Origin of the sequence: Streptococcus ilei (genome assembly GCF_000479335.1) — a bacterium.
Lineage (GTDB): Bacteria > Bacillota > Bacilli > Lactobacillales > Streptococcaceae > Streptococcus > Streptococcus ilei.
In genome coordinates, this window is the sequence record NC_022584.1 from 1636510 (window position 1) to 1652713 (window position 16204).

The 16204-nt window shown below is 43.6% G+C and carries 22 protein-coding genes and 1 pseudogene; 22 read left to right on the forward strand and 1 reads right to left on the reverse strand.

Features of this window, described 5'->3' with window-relative positions; genetic code table 11:
* Positions 1-42: 42 nt before the first annotated feature.
* The 6 genes and pseudogenes from N596_RS07665 (at position 43) to N596_RS07690 (ending at position 6650) form a co-directional block, all read left to right on the forward strand.
* Positions 43-1326 (forward strand): MATE family efflux transporter, encoded by a 1284-nt coding sequence (locus tag N596_RS07665; RefSeq protein ID WP_023027518.1) that lies wholly within the window; start codon positions 43-45, stop codon positions 1324-1326.
* Positions 1327-1331: 5 nt separating this feature from the next.
* Positions 1332-1955 carry an HAD-IA family hydrolase gene (locus N596_RS07670; RefSeq protein ID WP_042361311.1) on the forward strand — a complete coding sequence of 208 codons (624 nt, stop codon included), beginning with the start codon at positions 1332-1334 and terminating at the stop codon, positions 1953-1955.
* Between the two features lie 348 nt (positions 1956-2303).
* Positions 2304-2729, forward strand: a pseudogene (locus N596_RS07675) (MarR family winged helix-turn-helix transcriptional regulator).
* Between the two features lie 12 nt (positions 2730-2741).
* Positions 2742-3104: a DUF1304 domain-containing protein gene (locus tag N596_RS07680; RefSeq protein WP_042361313.1), complete on the forward strand. Its 363-nt coding sequence runs from the start codon at positions 2742-2744 to the stop codon at positions 3102-3104.
* A gap of 385 nt (positions 3105-3489) precedes the next feature.
* The gene (gene polA / locus N596_RS07685) at positions 3490-6135 is read left to right on the forward strand and encodes a DNA polymerase I (protein WP_023027521.1); all 2646 of its coding nucleotides are present in this window, start codon (positions 3490-3492) and stop codon (positions 6133-6135) included.
* Between the two features lie 74 nt (positions 6136-6209).
* Positions 6210-6650 (forward strand): CoA-binding protein, encoded by a 441-nt coding sequence (locus N596_RS07690; RefSeq protein WP_023027522.1) that lies wholly within the window; start codon positions 6210-6212, stop codon positions 6648-6650.
* Between the two features lie 158 nt (positions 6651-6808).
* Here the strand turns inward: N596_RS07690 and N596_RS07695 are convergent, their stop codons facing one another.
* Positions 6809-7696 carry a DUF975 family protein gene (locus N596_RS07695; protein ID WP_042361315.1) on the reverse strand — a complete coding sequence of 296 codons (888 nt, stop codon included), beginning with the start codon at positions 7694-7696 and terminating at the stop codon, positions 6809-6811.
* A 151-nt stretch (positions 7697-7847) separates the two neighbouring features.
* Between N596_RS07695 and tgt the strand changes: the two genes are divergently transcribed.
* The 16 genes from tgt to N596_RS07775 all read left to right on the forward strand — a co-directional run bounded on the left by tgt (position 7848) and on the right by N596_RS07775 (position 16114).
* The gene (gene tgt / locus N596_RS07700) at positions 7848-8990 is read left to right on the forward strand and encodes a tRNA guanosine(34) transglycosylase Tgt (RefSeq protein ID WP_042361317.1); all 1143 of its coding nucleotides are present in this window, start codon (positions 7848-7850) and stop codon (positions 8988-8990) included.
* A 441-nt stretch (positions 8991-9431) separates the two neighbouring features.
* Positions 9432-9740, forward strand: coding sequence for a 30S ribosomal protein S10 (rpsJ, locus tag N596_RS07705; RefSeq protein ID WP_003009585.1), 309 nt, complete (start codon positions 9432-9434; stop codon positions 9738-9740).
* 83 nt (positions 9741-9823) lie between these two features.
* Positions 9824-10450, forward strand: coding sequence for a 50S ribosomal protein L3 (gene rplC / locus N596_RS07710; RefSeq protein WP_003010846.1), 627 nt, complete (start codon positions 9824-9826; stop codon positions 10448-10450).
* A 24-nt stretch (positions 10451-10474) separates the two neighbouring features.
* Complete coding sequence (rplD, locus tag N596_RS07715; protein ID WP_003009591.1) at positions 10475-11098, forward strand: 50S ribosomal protein L4; 624 nt, start codon at positions 10475-10477, stop codon at positions 11096-11098.
* Complete coding sequence (locus tag N596_RS07720; RefSeq protein WP_006595190.1) at positions 11098-11394, forward strand: 50S ribosomal protein L23; 297 nt, start codon at positions 11098-11100, stop codon at positions 11392-11394. The genes rplD and N596_RS07720 overlap by 1 nt, the downstream gene beginning before the upstream one ends.
* 17 nt (positions 11395-11411) lie before the next feature.
* Positions 11412-12245, forward strand: a complete 834-nt coding sequence (gene rplB, locus N596_RS07725) for a 50S ribosomal protein L2 (RefSeq protein WP_023027525.1) — start codon at positions 11412-11414, stop codon at positions 12243-12245.
* Positions 12246-12348: 103 nt separating this feature from the next.
* Positions 12349-12630, forward strand: coding sequence for a 30S ribosomal protein S19 (rpsS, locus tag N596_RS07730; protein WP_000533766.1), 282 nt, complete (start codon positions 12349-12351; stop codon positions 12628-12630).
* A gap of 11 nt (positions 12631-12641) precedes the next feature.
* Positions 12642-12986, forward strand: a complete 345-nt coding sequence (gene rplV / locus N596_RS07735) for a 50S ribosomal protein L22 (RefSeq protein ID WP_006595188.1) — start codon at positions 12642-12644, stop codon at positions 12984-12986.
* Between the two features lie 12 nt (positions 12987-12998).
* The gene (rpsC, locus tag N596_RS07740) at positions 12999-13652 is read left to right on the forward strand and encodes a 30S ribosomal protein S3 (protein WP_006595187.1); all 654 of its coding nucleotides are present in this window, start codon (positions 12999-13001) and stop codon (positions 13650-13652) included.
* Between the two features lie 3 nt (positions 13653-13655).
* Positions 13656-14069 carry a 50S ribosomal protein L16 gene (gene rplP, locus N596_RS07745; RefSeq protein ID WP_023024998.1) on the forward strand — a complete coding sequence of 138 codons (414 nt, stop codon included), beginning with the start codon at positions 13656-13658 and terminating at the stop codon, positions 14067-14069.
* Positions 14070-14078: 9 nt separating this feature from the next.
* The gene (gene rpmC, locus N596_RS07750; protein ID WP_003002350.1) at positions 14079-14285 is read left to right on the forward strand and encodes a 50S ribosomal protein L29; all 207 of its coding nucleotides are present in this window, start codon (positions 14079-14081) and stop codon (positions 14283-14285) included.
* Between the two features lie 23 nt (positions 14286-14308).
* Positions 14309-14569 carry a 30S ribosomal protein S17 gene (gene rpsQ, locus N596_RS07755; RefSeq protein ID WP_000440801.1) on the forward strand — a complete coding sequence of 87 codons (261 nt, stop codon included), beginning with the start codon at positions 14309-14311 and terminating at the stop codon, positions 14567-14569.
* Positions 14570-14594: 25 nt separating this feature from the next.
* Complete coding sequence (gene rplN, locus N596_RS07760; RefSeq protein ID WP_023025002.1) at positions 14595-14963, forward strand: 50S ribosomal protein L14; 369 nt, start codon at positions 14595-14597, stop codon at positions 14961-14963.
* Positions 14964-15039: 76 nt separating this feature from the next.
* Positions 15040-15345: a 50S ribosomal protein L24 gene (gene rplX / locus N596_RS07765; RefSeq protein WP_006595185.1), complete on the forward strand. Its 306-nt coding sequence runs from the start codon at positions 15040-15042 to the stop codon at positions 15343-15345.
* 23 nt (positions 15346-15368) lie between these two features.
* Positions 15369-15911 carry a 50S ribosomal protein L5 gene (gene rplE, locus N596_RS07770; RefSeq protein ID WP_006595184.1) on the forward strand — a complete coding sequence of 181 codons (543 nt, stop codon included), beginning with the start codon at positions 15369-15371 and terminating at the stop codon, positions 15909-15911.
* A gap of 17 nt (positions 15912-15928) precedes the next feature.
* On the forward strand, positions 15929-16114 hold the full coding sequence (locus tag N596_RS07775; RefSeq protein WP_001085699.1) for a type Z 30S ribosomal protein S14: 186 nt from the start codon (positions 15929-15931) through the stop codon (positions 16112-16114).
* Positions 16115-16204: the final 90 nt, after the last annotated feature.

Sequence of the window (16204 nt, forward strand, 5' to 3'; positions counted from 1 at the left end):
GGTTGGGAAACTAACTGAGTTTCTTTTCATCAGGAGGAAAGTGTGTCTCGTCAACAACAAGTAGATCGACAAATTTTAAGGATTGCCCTTCCAGCCATCGGAGAAAATTTTCTCCAAATGCTCATGGGGATGGTAGATAGCTACTTGGTCGCTCAGTTGGGTTTGGTTGCTGTCTCGGGTGTATCCGTTGCAGGCAATATCATTACGATTTACCAAGCTATTTTTATCGCTCTTGGAGCAGCGGTCGTGAGTCTTTTGTCCAAAAGTATGGGGCAAAAAGATCAGAAGGCCATTGCTCGTCAAGCTACTGAGTCTATCAAAGTAACGGTTTTATTAAGTCTTGTTTTAGGGACTTTATCCCTCTGTTTTGGCAAGGAATTGATTGCCTTCTTGGGGGTCGAAGCAGCCGTTGCAGAAGCAGGAGGGATTTACTTATCGCTTGTCGGAGGAAGTATTTTGCTTTTGGGGCTGATGACGACTTTTGGAGCCCTAGTTCGTGTGGTCCACAATCCGCGGACACCCATGTATGTCAGCTTGTTGACCAATGTGTTGAATGCTCTGTTATCGAGTATCCTGATATTTGTTTTTGGATTGGGCATAGCTGGGGCTGCCTTAGGAACGGTTCTTTCTCGCCTCTTAGGGACCTACTTGCTCTGGCGTCAAGTTCAACTACCCTTCGCTCCTTTTTGTTGGGGCTTGGATCGAGACTTGCTCTCCCTAGCCTTGCCTGCTGCTGGTGAACGCCTCATGATGCGAGCGGGGGATATTGTCATCATTGCTATGGTGGCTGTTTTTGGGACCAGAGCGGTAGCTGGGAATGCCATTGGGGAAGTCTTGACCCAGTTCAACTATATGCCGGCTTTTGGGATTGCGACCGCGACAGTCATGTTGGTCGCCAAAAGTTTGGGGCAGAATGATTGGCAAGGTATCAAGCAAATCACCAATCGTAGTTTCTGGCTCTCCTTTCTCTCCATGTTTCCTCTCGCCCTGACTATCTTCTTATTTGGAAGTCCTTTAACAGCCCTTTACACCATGGATCCAGGGGCCCTTGCCGCCTCCTTGTCTGTCATTTTGTTTTCCTTACTCGGGACACCTTTGACAGCTGGGACCGTCATCTATACGGCAGTTTGGCAAGGTCTGGGGAATGCCCGCCTTCCTTTTTATGCAACCACGATCGGTATGTGGGTGATACGGATTGGCTCTGGTTATCTGATGGGGGTTGTCCTTGGATGGGGCTTACCAGGTATTTGGGCAGGTACCCTCTTGGACAATGGATTTCGCTGGTTTTTCTTAAAAACACTCTATCATCGAAAATGGAAGGAATAAGACCTATGACACGAGCTTTTATTTGGGATTTGGATGGGACGCTTTTAGACTCTTATGAAGCTATTTTGGATGGAATTGCTGAAACTTATGCCCATTACTCTATAGACTTTGACCGGGAAGCGGTCTATGCCTTTATTCTCAATCAGTCTGTCCAAGCTCTTCTTGAAGAAGTGGCTAGAGAAAATGACTTGGATGCAGAAGAGATGAATCGCTATCGCGCTTCTAGTCTGCGTGAGAAAAATGCCCAGGTCCATCTAATGCCAGGAGCTAGAGACATTTTAGCTTGGGCGAAAGAGGAAGGGATTGTTCAATTCGTCTATACCCACAAGGGGAAGAACGCCTACCCAATTCTGGAAGATTTAGGGATTCTATCCTATTTCCAAGAGGTCGTTACAACAGACAATGGCTTTAGGAGAAAGCCAGATCCAGAAGGAGTCAATTACCTAGTGGACAAGTACCAGCTGGATCGGAGTGAAACGTATTATATTGGTGATCGAACCTTGGATGTTGATTTGGCAGACAATGCAGGAATCGGGAGTATTAATTTTTTGGATTACAAACCGGATGTGAATCATACGATTCATCGTTTGGATGAGATTCGTCTCTATTTTAAACAAGAAAAAAGTTAACTTATTTAACAAAGCAAGACTTCTTTGTTGCTGAAATAGCGCTATGAAAAGAATCCGTAAACAATTTGTTTTGAAAATGAAACAATTCCTTAAGAAATCTTTAAGGTAAATCCGATATAATAAAACCATAAACAAAGACCTCCTAACTTTGTTTATGAAATCCTAAAACTTTTCTTTTTCATAATAATCTCCCTAAAAGGCCACCAAATCCGGTGGTCTTTTACTTTGCTTTTCTGAGGAGGAGATAATTTCGTTTGAGGGGAGCAAATTTCTTGCCTCGACTTTTTTTAAATGACATACTTGACAAGTCAATTATTGATGAATCAACAAACGGATCGGAGAGAGGGAATGGCAGAAATGCATGACTTGCTTTATCGGTTGAAGCTAGCTGATCAGTCTTCGACCCAATTATTTGAAAAACAATTGGGTATTAGTCTGACCCGTTATCAGATGCTTCAGTTGTTATTGACAGAAGCGCCGTGTAGCCAAGCGGCCCTTCAGGAGAAACTAGCGATTGACCCTGCAGCCTTAACCCGCCACTTCAAGGTCTTAGAGGCTGGGGGCTATGTTACTCGTAGTCGCAATCCAGAAAATCAAAGGGAGGTTGTGGTGGAACTGACGGAGCTTGCCAGAGATCGGTTGTTGGTCCATCCTCCAGCGCATCATCTACAGGTAAAAGCCTAGATGGATCAGATTCTCTCTAAAAAAGAGCGGAATCAGTTGAATGACTTACTCGAAAAGTTGGTATATGGTCTCGAACAAATGACATTTTAAAAGGAGAATGATATTTCCGTCCTAACTATTGTTTTTGCAAGCTTTGCTGCTTTCGAACATTTTTATATTTTTTATCTAGAGAGTGTGGCAACCCACTCGGCCTCGACTAGCCGTGTCTTTAATATGGATCAGGAAGAATTGACTCGTCCATCTGTGACGGTCCTCTTCAAAAACCAAGGCATTTATAATGCTCTGATTGGTGTCTTTCTCCTCTATGGCCTCTTTATAGCTAAAAATAGTGAAATTGTCGTGATCTTTCTGTTCTTTATTATTGGTGTAGCAGCTTATGGTGCTGTGACTTCTAATAAAAAAATTATCTTGACTCAGGGTGGGCCAGCGATAGTCGCCTTAGCCAGCTTTCTTCTGCTTGGTTAACTGTCAACTCTTTCGGAAGTGGGAGAGTTTTTTCATTCCTTCTCTTGGGTCTACGATGATAAAGACTTCATCTTCAGCTACCGGTCTGCAGGAAACACCAACCACGCCTTCCGCACTCAACTTTTAGTTTTCTTGAAGCTTTCTATAAGAAATCGTTTAGGTTTCTCTTGTATACTGTACTCATCCAATAAGAAATGAGGTACAGAAAATGAAAATCTCAGTAAATTATCCAAAACGTTTTAAGAAAATGCCACAACAAGGTTCTTGTTACGGCGAGTAAACACTTCTCTTCAATTTTTCATAAGAAACTCCTAAAGAAGACTCTACCCGCAAGGGTAGAGTTTTTATGTACCAGAGACCTTGTGATTCGTGGTATAATAGGCCTATGGAAAAAAAGAATAAATTACTACTCATCGACGGCTCTTCCGTCGCTTTTCGTGCCTTTTTCGCACTTTATAATCAAATCGATCGCTTTAAAAATGCAAATGGGTTGCATACCAATGCGGTCTATGGCTTTAATCTCATGTTAAGCCATCTCTTGGAGCGCATCCAACCAACCCATGTTCTCGTCGCCTTTGATGCAGGAAAGACCACCTTCCGGACGGAGATGTATGCCGACTACAAAGGGGGGCGGGCAAAGACACCAGATGAATTCCGCGAGCAGTTCCCTTTCATTCGCGAGCAATTAGACCATCTGGGAATTCGCCATTATGAGCTGGCCCAGTATGAAGCGGATGACATTATTGGAACGCTAGATAAGATGGCAGAAGCCACCTCGGTGCCCTTTGAAGTCACTATTGTCTCTGGGGACAAGGACTTGATCCAGCTAACGGATGACAATACGGTGGTTGAAATCTCTAAAAAAGGAGTGGCAGAGTTTGAAGAATTCACTCCAGCCTATCTGAAAGAAAAGATGGGGCTGACACCGGAGCAATTTATCGACCTCAAGGCCTTGATGGGAGATAAGTCGGATAATATCCCAGGTGTTACCAAGATTGGAGAAAAGACCGGGATCAAACTACTCCTAGAGTACGGGTCTCTTGATGGCATTTACGAGCATATTGACGAGATGAAGCCTTCTAAAATGAAGGAAAATCTCATCAACGACAAGGAGCAGGCTTACTTGTCCAAGACCCTTGCGACCATCGATACCAATGCACCTATTGAGATTGGCCTGGACGATATCACCTATACAGGTCCCCATCTTGAAAATCTGGCTAAGTTTTATGAGGAGATGGGCTTCAAGCAACTCCGTCAGGCCTTGGATCTAGGAGGAGAAGAAGCTGCTCCCGTAACCATTAGCTACACGGAGGTAGAGCAGGTCACCTCGGATATGCTCACAGAAGATAGTTTCTTCCATTTTGAGATCTTTGGAGACAATTACCATACAGAACCGATTATCGGTTTTGCATGGGGAACAAAAGGTCAGCTCTACGCGAGTACAGATACTGGTCTTTTACAAACACCGATTTTTAAAGAATTTCTTGAAAAAACGCCCCTCAAGGTTTATGATTTCAAGCGGGCCAAGGTCTTGCTCAGCCACTTGGGCATTACCTTGCAAAAGCCGGCTTTTGATAGTCGGTTGGCCAAGTATCTCTTATCGACCGTAGAGGACAATGAAATTTCAACTATTGCGAGCCTCTATAGCCAGATTGCGCTACCGCTCGACGAAGTGGTTTATGGCAAGGGGGCCAAAAAAGCCATTCCAGAAAAGGCGGTCTTATTAGAGCATTTGGCACAAAAAGTCGCTGTTCTACTAGATACGGAAGAGCCCATGATGGAGCAGTTGCAAGCCCATGACCAACTAGATTTGCTCTATGATATGGAGCAACCACTAGCAGCTGTTTTGGCCAAGATGGAAATCGCGGGGATTAAGGTAGAACGCCAGACCCTCCAAGACATGCAGGTGGAAAACGAAGCAGTCTTGGAGCGCCTGACCCAAGAAATCTACGAGTTAGCAGGAGAAGAGTTCAATATCAATTCTCCAAAACAATTGGGGGTCATCCTCTTTGAAAAATTGGAACTCCCTCTTGAATATACCAAAAAGACCAAAACTGGTTATTCGACTGCTGTTGATGTTTTGGAACGCCTGGCTCCAATTGCACCGATTGTGTCTAAGATTCTCGAATACCGCCAGATTGCTAAGATTCAGTCGACCTATGTCATCGGGCTTCAAGACTGGATTTTGGAAGATGGGAAAATCCATACCCGCTATGTGCAAGACTTGACGCAGACAGGCCGTTTGTCTAGTGTGGATCCCAACCTGCAAAACATCCCTGTCCGTTTGGAACAAGGTCGTCTCATTCGTAAGGCTTTTGTTCCAGAAGAGGAAAACAGTGTCTTGCTCAGCTCGGACTACTCACAAATCGAATTGCGCGTCTTGGCCCATATTTCGGGCGATGAGCATTTGATTGATGCCTTCAAGCATGGGGCAGATATCCATACATCGACTGCTATGCGGGTCTTCAATATTGAAAAGCCAGAAGATGTGACACCAAATGACCGTCGCAATGCCAAGGCAGTAAACTTCGGCGTGGTTTATGGAATTTCCGATTTTGGACTGTCTAACAACCTAGGGATCAGTCGAAAAGAAGCTAAAGCCTACATTGAGACCTACTTTGAACGCTACCCGGGCATCAAGGATTATATGGAGAGAGTGGTGCGGGAAGCACGTGACAAGGGCTATGTAGAAACCCTCTTCAAGCGTCGTCGGGAAATTCCAGATATCAACTCTCGCAACTTCAATATTCGAGGATTTGCGGAAAGGACAGCCATCAACTCACCAATCCAAGGATCGGCAGCAGACATCTTAAAGATTGCCATGATCCAACTAGACCAAGCGCTAGAAGCAGGGGCATACAAGGCCAAGATGCTTCTTCAGGTCCACGATGAAATCGTTCTGCAGGTACCAAAAGAAGAGTTGGCCAAGATCAAGCAGTTGGTCAAAGAGACCATGGAATCTGCTATTGAGCTAGCGGTTCCACTGGAAGCTGATGAGAACGAAGGGCAAACCTGGTATGAAGCTAAATAAGATTGAGGGTCGGAAAAGCACGTCTAGTGCTATCCAAATTGTTATAGCAAGAAATAGATAAAAAGGAGATTCAAATGGCTTATTCATTTCGCAATCCTAGTGATGGCATTGTCAAACATTATCTAGAAACCAGCAAGATTATCGCTGTAGTCGGACTATCTGACCGTGAAGAGACGACCAGCCATCGTGTTAGTAAGGAGATGCAAGAGCGGGGCTATCGGATTATTCCCGTCAATCCTCGTGCAGCTGGAGGCCAGATCCTTGGGGAGACGGTGTATGCCAGCTTGCAGGAAATTCCTTTCCCAGTAGATATCGTGGATGTATACCGTCGCAGTGAGTTTTTGCCAGATGTAGCGCGTGATTTTATTGAGACGGATGCGAAGATCTTCTGGGCTCAATTGGAGCTGGAAAATCAAGAAGCAGAAGAAATCCTTCGTGGAGCTGGACGAGAAGATATTGTCATGAACCGCTGTATCAAACGTGAGCATACTCGTTTGGTCTTGGGAGAAGAATAGTCTTTGATCCATCTCAGAACCTCGTCTATTTCATCCAGTGATGAAGATGATACAAGGGGTAAAATAAATGAGGAGTGATTTCCTTATAGAGAATAAAGAACCCACCTAGTGCTTTGGAGAATAGCTCCAATCGAAGGTGGGTTCTCTTGTTTTCTTTGTTAATCGAGTGGGTTAGACTTAGGTAGATCCGGCGCCTTTTGCTGAAAGCGACTGCCCGCCTGCATCCGTTTTTGAAGGAGGGTATGGTAAAAGACGATTTGGCAACTGGTTGCATAAGGTTTGACATAGAAATTAGCAATTCCTAAAGTGAAAAATGATAGAAGTTGCCAACCGATCAGACTCAAATCAAGAACAAAGCGGTGGCTCTTAAAACCTTTCATCTCTTCCTTACTTTGACGGAGGATAGACATGGGACCGTCATAGGTTCCTGTCATCAGTCGACTATACAGGATCAACTCGACCAAACTATACTGATAATAAAAAGGGAGGAAGAGCAGGAGGCCAACCAGAGCCATTAAGAGTCCAGTCGTCATTGTTGGCGCTAACTTGAGAATCGCTTGAACTTCTGGAGTATCCGCTCTAAGGGGAGAGGTAGAGGAGAAGGATTCATTGATAGTGAGAACTTGATAGCTGACTACCGTTAAGAGGAGCTGACTCCCATAGAGGAGACTCCCCCACAAAGATAGAATAACTTGCTTAATGAATAGCGTCAAAAATGCTGGTGTAAAATATTGGCTCTGAAAGATGGTGAAGATAGTAAAGTTCTTTTCTCCCTTGTTAGAGGCAGACATTAAAAAGCGAAAGGTTGCTCCTAAATAGAGGAAAGAAAGGATAAATCCAATGATGGCAGGGAAAATCTGTCGGCTTAGAAGAAAGAGCATCCCTTCTCTGAGTTCCATGTGAGCAAGTGTTTCAGTGATGTCTGTCCCTGTCAAAATGTAACTTGCAAGAATTGTCAGGAAAGTTGGCAAGGCGAAGTAGGAGAAGACCATAGGGTGTTGCAATTGCAGTTGCCGGGCTTGAGCGCGAACCAATTTGATATTCATAATGTCCTCTTTCATGGTAGTGGTACCCTTTATTATAACACAAGTCCGTGACAGAGCTGGTAAAATTTGGTACAATCGTACAGGTGCTCACAGGAGAACCTGTGACAGGAATAAGAAGGCTGGGACTGTCTTTCCCAGTACGGAGGTAACCATGACAGATTCACCGATTCAATATCGCTTGATCAAAAAAGAAAAGCATACAGGTGCCCGCTTGGGAGAAATTATTACCCCTCACGGAACCTTTCCAACCCCAATGTTTATGCCTGTAGGGACTCAGGCAACCGTTAAGACCCAATCGCCAGAAGAGCTCAAGGAAATGGGTTCAGGAATTATCTTGGCCAACACCTACCATCTCTGGCTTCGTCCAGGGGATGACTTGGTCGCAAAATCAGGAGGGCTGCATCAATTCATGAACTGGGACCAGCCAATTTTGACAGACAGTGGAGGTTTCCAGGTTTATTCACTAGCGGATACCCGCAATATTACTGAAGAAGGGGTAACCTTTAAAAACCACCTCAACGGCTCGAAAATGTTCCTCTCTCCAGAAAAGGCCATCTCCATCCAAAATAATCTAGGAAGCGACATCATGATGTCCTTTGATGAATGTCCTCAGTTCTATCAACCCTATGATTATGTGAAAAAATCAATCGAACGGACCAGCCGTTGGGCAGAGCGTGGTCTTAAGGCTCACCGTCGCCCTCACGATCAAGGACTTTTCGGGATTGTACAAGGGGCTGGCTTTGAAGATTTGCGCCGTCAGTCTGCCCGTGATCTGGTCAGCATGGACTTCCCAGGATATTCTATCGGTGGGTTAGCTGTTGGAGAAAGCCATGAAGAAATGAATGCGGTGCTTGATTTTACAACTCCCCTCTTGCCGGAGAACAAGCCTCGCTACCTGATGGGAGTGGGAGCTCCAGACAGTCTAATCGATGGGGTAATTCGTGGAGTGGATATGTTTGACTGTGTCTTGCCAACGCGGATTGCGCGAAATGGTACCTGCATGACCAGTCAAGGACGCCTGGTGGTGAAAAATGCGCAATTTGCTGAAGACTTTACGCCGCTAGATCACGAATGTGATTGCTACACTTGTAAGAATTACACCCGGGCCTATCTCCGCCACCTCCTCAAGGCGGATGAGACCTTTGGGATCCGCTTGACTAGCTACCACAATCTCTATTTCTTGATCAACCTCATGAAGCAGGTCCGTCAAGCGATCATGGATGACAATCTCTTAGAATTCCGTGAGCATTTCGTCGAAAAATATGGCTATAACAAATCAGGTCGGAATTTCTAGGAAGAGCTACATATAAAGAACAAAGGCTGGAGAAAAGACTACAGCCATCTGAGAATAATAGAAACCACTGCTAGACGCAGTGGTTGATTGCTATCCTTGGAGCTTATGAAGCTCCGAAGATAACCCAATCAACTGTGAGGGAGCGAGACAGAACAAATTTGGATATAAATTTGTTCCATCGTGCTCCTTTTTTCTATATAATAGCAACTTTTTTAGTACTCTATTTCTTTCGAAAACACTTTCATTAAAAAAACGAAAAAAATCTGTTCAAATCCCTTGCATTGAGCCTTTCATTGTGTTAAACTACTATGGTGCTGTGAAAAACAGCTATTAGCTTTGATGCAAGAGGTTGCGACACGCTCGGTTGCATTGCCACGCAACGCATGTCGGTTTTCTTGTGGAGCTAGCCTATTATCTTAAATAGACGAAAAGGAGAAAAAGATGGCAAACAAAAAAATCCGCATCCGTTTGAAAGCGTACGAACACCGTACACTTGACACAGCGGCTGCAAAAATCGTAGAATCAGCTACTCGTACAGGTGCACAAGTTGCGGGTCCAATCCCACTTCCAACTGAGCGTAGCCTCTACACAATCATTCGTGCGACTCACAAATACAAAGATTCTCGCGAACAATTCGAAATGCGTACACACAAGCGTTTGATCGACATCATCAACCCAACTCAAAAAACAGTTGACGCTTTGATGAAATTGGATCTTCCAAGTGGTGTAAACGTAGAAATCAAACTTTAATCTAAAGCTTGATACATTGAGCATGAAAAACGCTCGTTAAAAACTTTTTGAATAAAAAATTATAGAAAAGGAACTATTTTCTCATGACAAAAGGAATCTTAGGGAAAAAAGTGGGAATGACTCAAATCTTCACTGAAGCTGGCGAATTGATCCCTGTAACAGTTATCGAAGCAACTCCAAACGTTGTTCTTCAAGTTAAAACTGTTGAAACAGATGGTTACAACGCTATCCAAGTTGGTTTCGATGACAAACGCGAAGTATTGAGTAACAAACCTGCTAAAGGACATGTAGCAAAAGCTAACACGGCTCCTAAGCGCTTCATTCGTGAATTCAAAAACGTTGAAGGCTTAGAAGTTGGTGCTGAAATCACAGTTGATACTTTCGAAGCTGGAGACATTGTTGATGTAACTGGTACTTCTAAAGGTAAAGGTTTCCAAGGTGTTATCAAACGCCACGGACAATCACGTGGACCTATGGCTCACGGTTCTCGTTACCACCGTCGTCCAGGTTCTATGGGACCTGTTGCACCTAACCGCGTATTCAAAGGTAAAAACCTTGCAGGACGTATGGGTGGCGATCGTGTAACCATTCAAAACCTTGAAGTTGTACAAGTTGTTCCAGAAAAGAACGTTATCCTTATCAAAGGTAACGTACCAGGTGCTAAGAAATCTCTTATCACTATCAAGTCAGCAGTTAAAGCTGGTAAATAATAAGGAAAGGGGAATACAGTCAAAATGGCAAATGTAACATTATTCGACCAAACTGGTAAACAAGCGGGCGAAGTTGTTCTTAACGATGCGATCTTTGGTATCGAACCAAACCAAGCAGTTGTATTTGATGTAATCATCAGCCAACGTGCTAGCCTTCGTCAAGGAACTCACGCAGTTAAAAACCGCTCTGCCGTTTCAGGTGGTGGACGCAAACCATGGCGTCAAAAAGGAACTGGACGTGCTCGTCAAGGTTCTATCCGCTCTCCACAATGGCGTGGTGGTGGAATCGTCTTCGGACCAACTCCACGTAGCTATGCGTACAAACTTCCTCAAAAAGTTCGTCGCCTTGCGCTTAAATCTGTTTACTCAGAAAAAGTTGCTGAAAACAAATTTGTAGCCGTTGATTCTCTTGAATTTACAGCTCCAAAAACTGCTGAATTTGCAAAAGTTCTTGCAGCTTTGAGCATCGATTCTAAAGTCCTTGTTATTCTTGAAGAAGGAAACGAATTCGCAGCTCTTTCAGCTCGTAACCTTCCAAACGTGAAAGTTGCGACTGCTACAACTGCAAGTGTTCTTGACATCGCAAATAGTGACAAACTTCTTGTTACTCAAGCAGCTATCTCTAAAATCGAGGAGGTTCTTGCATAATGAATTTGTATGATGTTATCAAAAAACCTGTTATCACTGAAAAGTCAATGGCTCAACTTGAAGCAGGCAAATATGTATTCGAAGTTGACACTCGCGCTCACAAACTTTTGATCAAACAAGCTGTTGAAGCTGCCTTTGAAGGTGTGAAAGTTGCGAATGTGAACACTGTAAATGTAAAACCAAAAGCAAAACGTGTTGGACGTTACACTGGTTTTACTTCAAAAACTAAAAAAGCTATCATCACGCTTACAGCTGATTCAAAAGCAATCGAGTTGTTCGCTACTGAAGCTGAATAATCTAAGGAGGAAATATCGTGGGAATTCGTGTTTATAAACCAACAACAAACGGTCGCCGTAATATGACTTCTTTGGATTTCGCTGAAATCACAACAAGCACACCAGAGAAATCTTTGCTTGTTTCATTGAAGAGCAAAGCAGGTCGTAACAACAACGGACGTATCACAGTTCGTCACCAAGGTGGTGGACACAAACGTCATTACCGTTTGATCGACTTCAAACGTAACAAAGACAACGTTGAAGCAGTTGTAAAAACAATTGAGTACGATCCAAACCGTTCTGCAAACATCGCTTTGGTACACTACACTGACGGTGTGAAAGCGTATATCATCGCTCCAAAAGGTCTTGAAGTTGGTCAACGTATCGTTTCAGGTCCAGAAGCAGATATCAAAGTCGGAAACGCTCTTCCACTTGCTAACATCCCAGTTGGTACTTTGATCCACAACGTCGAGTTGAAACCAGGTCGTGGTGGAGAATTGGTACGTGCTGCTGGAGCTTCTGCTCAAGTGTTAGGTTCTGAAGGTAAATATGTTCTTGTTCGTCTTCAATCAGGTGAAGTTCGTATGATCCTTGGTACTTGCCGTGCTACAGTTGGTGTTGTCGGAAATGAACAACATGGACTTGTTAACCTTGGTAAAGCAGGACGTAGCCGTTGGAAAGGTATCCGCCCAACAGTTCGTGGTTCTGTAATGAACCCTAATGATCACCCACACGGTGGTGGTGAAGGTAAAGCACCAGTTGGTCGTAAAGCACCATCAACTCCATGGGGCAAACCTGCTCTTGGTCTTAAAACTCGTAACAAGAAAGCGAAATCTGACAAACTTATCGTTCGTCGTCGCAACGAGAAATAATTTTAAACTAGTCGCTTAAGTGGCTAGAGAATCCGCCAGCTCGGTAGCGCTCCTTGGGAGCGCAAGCCGCTGTGGTACTATATTTAAAGGAGAAAATAATAAAATGGGACGCAGTCTTAAAAAAGGACCTTTCGTCGATGAGCATTTGATGAAAAAAGTTGAAGCTCAAGCTAATGACGAAAAGAAAAAAGTTATCAAAACTTGGTCACGTCGTTCAACGATCTTCCCAAGTTTCATTGGTTACACTATCGCAGTTTATGATGGACGTAAACACGTACCGGTTTACATCCAAGAAGACATGGTAGGTCACAAGCTTGGTGAATTTGCACCAACTCGTACTTACAAAGGTCACGCTGCAGATGACAAGAAGACACGTAGAAAATAAGGAGAACATAAATGGCAGAAATTACTTCAGCTAAAGCAATGGCTCGTACAGTGCGTGTTTCACCTCGTAAATCACGTCTTGTTCTTGACAACATCCGTGGTAAAAGCGTAGCCGATGCAGTAGCAATCTTGAAATTCACTCCAAACAAAGCAGCTGAAATCATCTTAAAAGTATTGAACTCAGCAGTAGCAAACGCTGAAAACAACTTTGGTTTGGAAAAAGCAAACTTGGTAGTATCTGAAGCATTCGCAAATGAAGGACCAACTATGAAACGTTTCCGTCCACGTGCGAAAGGTTCAGCTTCACCAATCAACAAACGCACAAGCCACATCACAGTGGTTGTGACAGAAAAATAAGGAGGTAACATCGTGGGTCAAAAAGTACATCCAATTGGAATGCGTGTCGGCATCATCCGTGATTGGGATGCCAAATGGTATGCTGAAAAAGAATACGCGGATTACCTTCATGAAGATCTTGCAATCCGCAAATTTATTCAAAAAGAATTAGCTGACGCAGCGGTTTCTACTATTGAAATCGAACGCGCAGTAAACAAAGTTAACGTTTCACTTCACACTGCTAAACCAGGTATGGTTATCGGTAAAGGTGGAGCAAACGTCGATGCACTTCGTGCAGCTCTTAACAAATTGACAGGTAAACAAGTTCACATCAACATCATCGAGATCAAACGTCCTGACTTGGATGCTCACCTTGTTGGTGAAGGAATTGCTCGTCAATTGGAGCAACGTGTGGCTTTCCGTCGTGCTCAAAAACAAGCGATCCAACGTACTATGCGCGCTGGAGCTAAAGGAATTAAAACTCAAGTATCAGGTCGTTTGAACGGTGCAGATATCGCCCGTGCTGAAGGATATTCTGAAGGTACAGTTCCACTCCACACACTTCGCGCAGACATCGATTACGCTTGGGAAGAAGCAGATACAACTTACGGTAAACTTGGTGTTAAAGTATGGATCTACCGTGGTGAAGTTCTTCCAGCTCGTAAAGACGCTAAAGGAGGTAAATAACCAATGTTAGTACCTAAACGTGTAAAACACCGTCGCGAATTCCGTGGTAAAATGCGCGGTGAAGCCAAAGGTGGAAAAGAAGTATCATTCGGTGAATACGGTCTTCAGGCTACAACTAGCCACTGGATCACTAACCGCCAAATCGAAGCTGCTCGTATTGCCATGACTCGTTACATGAAACGTGGTGGTAAGGTTTGGATCAAGATCTTCCCACACAAATCATACACCGCTAAAGCTATCGGGGTACGTATGGGATCTGGTAAAGGGGCACCTGAAGGTTGGGTAGCACCAGTTAAACGTGGTAAAGTAATGTTTGAAGTTGCTGGTGTATCTGAAGAGATCGCTCGCGAAGCGCTTCGTCTTGCAAGCCACAAATTGCCAGTTAAATGTAAATTCGTAAAACGTGAAGCAAAATAAGGAGAGGTCATGAAACTTACAGAAGTAAAAGAATTTGTTAAAGAACTTCGTGGTCTTTCTCAAGAAGAACTCGCGAAGCGTGAAAATGAATTGAAGAAAGAATTGTTTGAACTTCGTTTCCAAGCAGCTGCTGGTCAATTGGAACAAACTGGACGTTTGAAAGAAGTGAAAAAACAAATCGCTCGTATCAAAACTGTTCAATCAGAAGCTAAATAATAGACTAGGGAAGGAGAATTTCAATGGAACGCAATAATCGTAAAGTTCTTGTTGGACGCGTTGTGTCTGACAAAATGGACAAAACAATCACAGTTGTAGTTGAAACTAAACGTAACCACCCAGTCTATGGTAAACGTATCAACTATTCTAAAAAATACAAAGCACATGATGAAAACAACGTTGCCAAAGAAGGCGATATCGTTCGTATCATGGAAACTCGTCCGCTTTCAGCTACAAAACGCTTCCGTCTTGTAGAAGTTGTTGAAGAAGCGGTCATCATCTAATCTGACCTGAAAGGAGAAAACTTAAATGATTCAAACAGAAACTCGTTTGAAAGTTGCTGACAACAGTGGTGCACGCGAAATCTTGACCATCAAAGTTCTTGGTGGTTCAGGACGTAAATTCGCAGGTATCGGTGATGTTATCGTAGCATCTGTAAAACAAGCTACTCCTGGTGGTGCGGTTAAAAAAGGTGACGTTGTAAAAGCTGTTATCGTTCGTACTAAATCAGGTGCTCGTCGTAAAGATGGTTCATACATCAAGTTCGACGAAAATGCTGCAGTGATTATCCGTGAAGACAAAACTCCTCGCGGAACTCGTATCTTTGGCCCAGTCGCTCGTGAATTGCGTGACGGTGGTTTCATGAAGATCGTATCACTTGCTCCAGAAGTACTTTAATATAAAAATCACAAACACAGTCCCCTGGCTCATTGGCCAGGGTGCCCAACGGGCGTAAGAATAAAAGGAGAATAAAATGTTTGTAAAAACTGGCGACAAAGTTCGTGTAATTGCTGGTAAAGACAAAGGTGTTGAAGCTAAAGTCGTTGCTGCTCTTCCAAAAGTAAATAAAGTTGTTGTTGAAGGTGTAAACCTTGTTAAGAAACACCAACGTCCAAATAACGAAAACCCTCAAGGTGCTATCATCGAAAAAGAAGCTCCAATCCATGTATCAAACGTTCAAGTCTTGGACAAGAACGGTGTTGCTGGACGTGTTGGCTACAAATTCGTAGACGGCAAAAAAGTTCGTTATAACAAAAAATCAGGCGAAGTGCTTGACTAATCACGAAGGAAAGGAGAAGTATAATGGCTAATCGTTTAAAAGAAAAATACCTTAATGAAGTAGTTCCAGCTTTGACTGAACAATTTAACTACTCATCAGTTATGGCAGTGCCAAAAGTTGATAAGATCGTTTTGAACATGGGTGTTGGAGATGCTGTTTCTAACGCTAAAAACCTTGAGAAAGCTGCTGAAGAATTGGCATTGATCTCAGGTCAAAAACCACTTATCACAAAAGCTAAAAAATCAATCGCCGGCTTCCGTCTTCGTGAAGGTGTAGCGATCGGTGCGAAAGTAACTCTTCGTGGCGAACGTATGTACGAATTCTTGGACAAATTGGTTTCAGTTTCACTTCCACGTGTTCGTGACTTCCATGGTGTTCCAACAAAATCATTTGACGGACGCGGAAACTACACACTTGGTGTGAAAGAACAATTGATCTTCCCAGAAATCAACTTTGATGATGTTGATAAAACTCGTGGTTTGGATATCGTAATCGTAACTACTGCGAACACAGACGAAGAATCACGTGCATTGCTTACTGGCCTTGGTATGCCGTTTGCAAAATAATATAGGAGGTAAAACTAATGGCTAAAAAATCTATGATTGCTAAGAACAAACGCCCAGCTAAGTTCTCTACTCAAGCATACACTCGCTGTGAACGTTGTGGACGTCCACACTCAGTTTACCGCAAGTTTAAACTTTGCCGTGTTTGCTTCCGTGAATTGGCATACAAAGGACAAATTCCTGGTGTCACTAAAGCATCTTGGTAATTCTAGCTTCCAATCCCGTCGTGAATCGTCGTTATCTGCATTTGCCTAACTCAAGTTATGCCTGCAAGCAGATGCCTAGACTCACTTAGG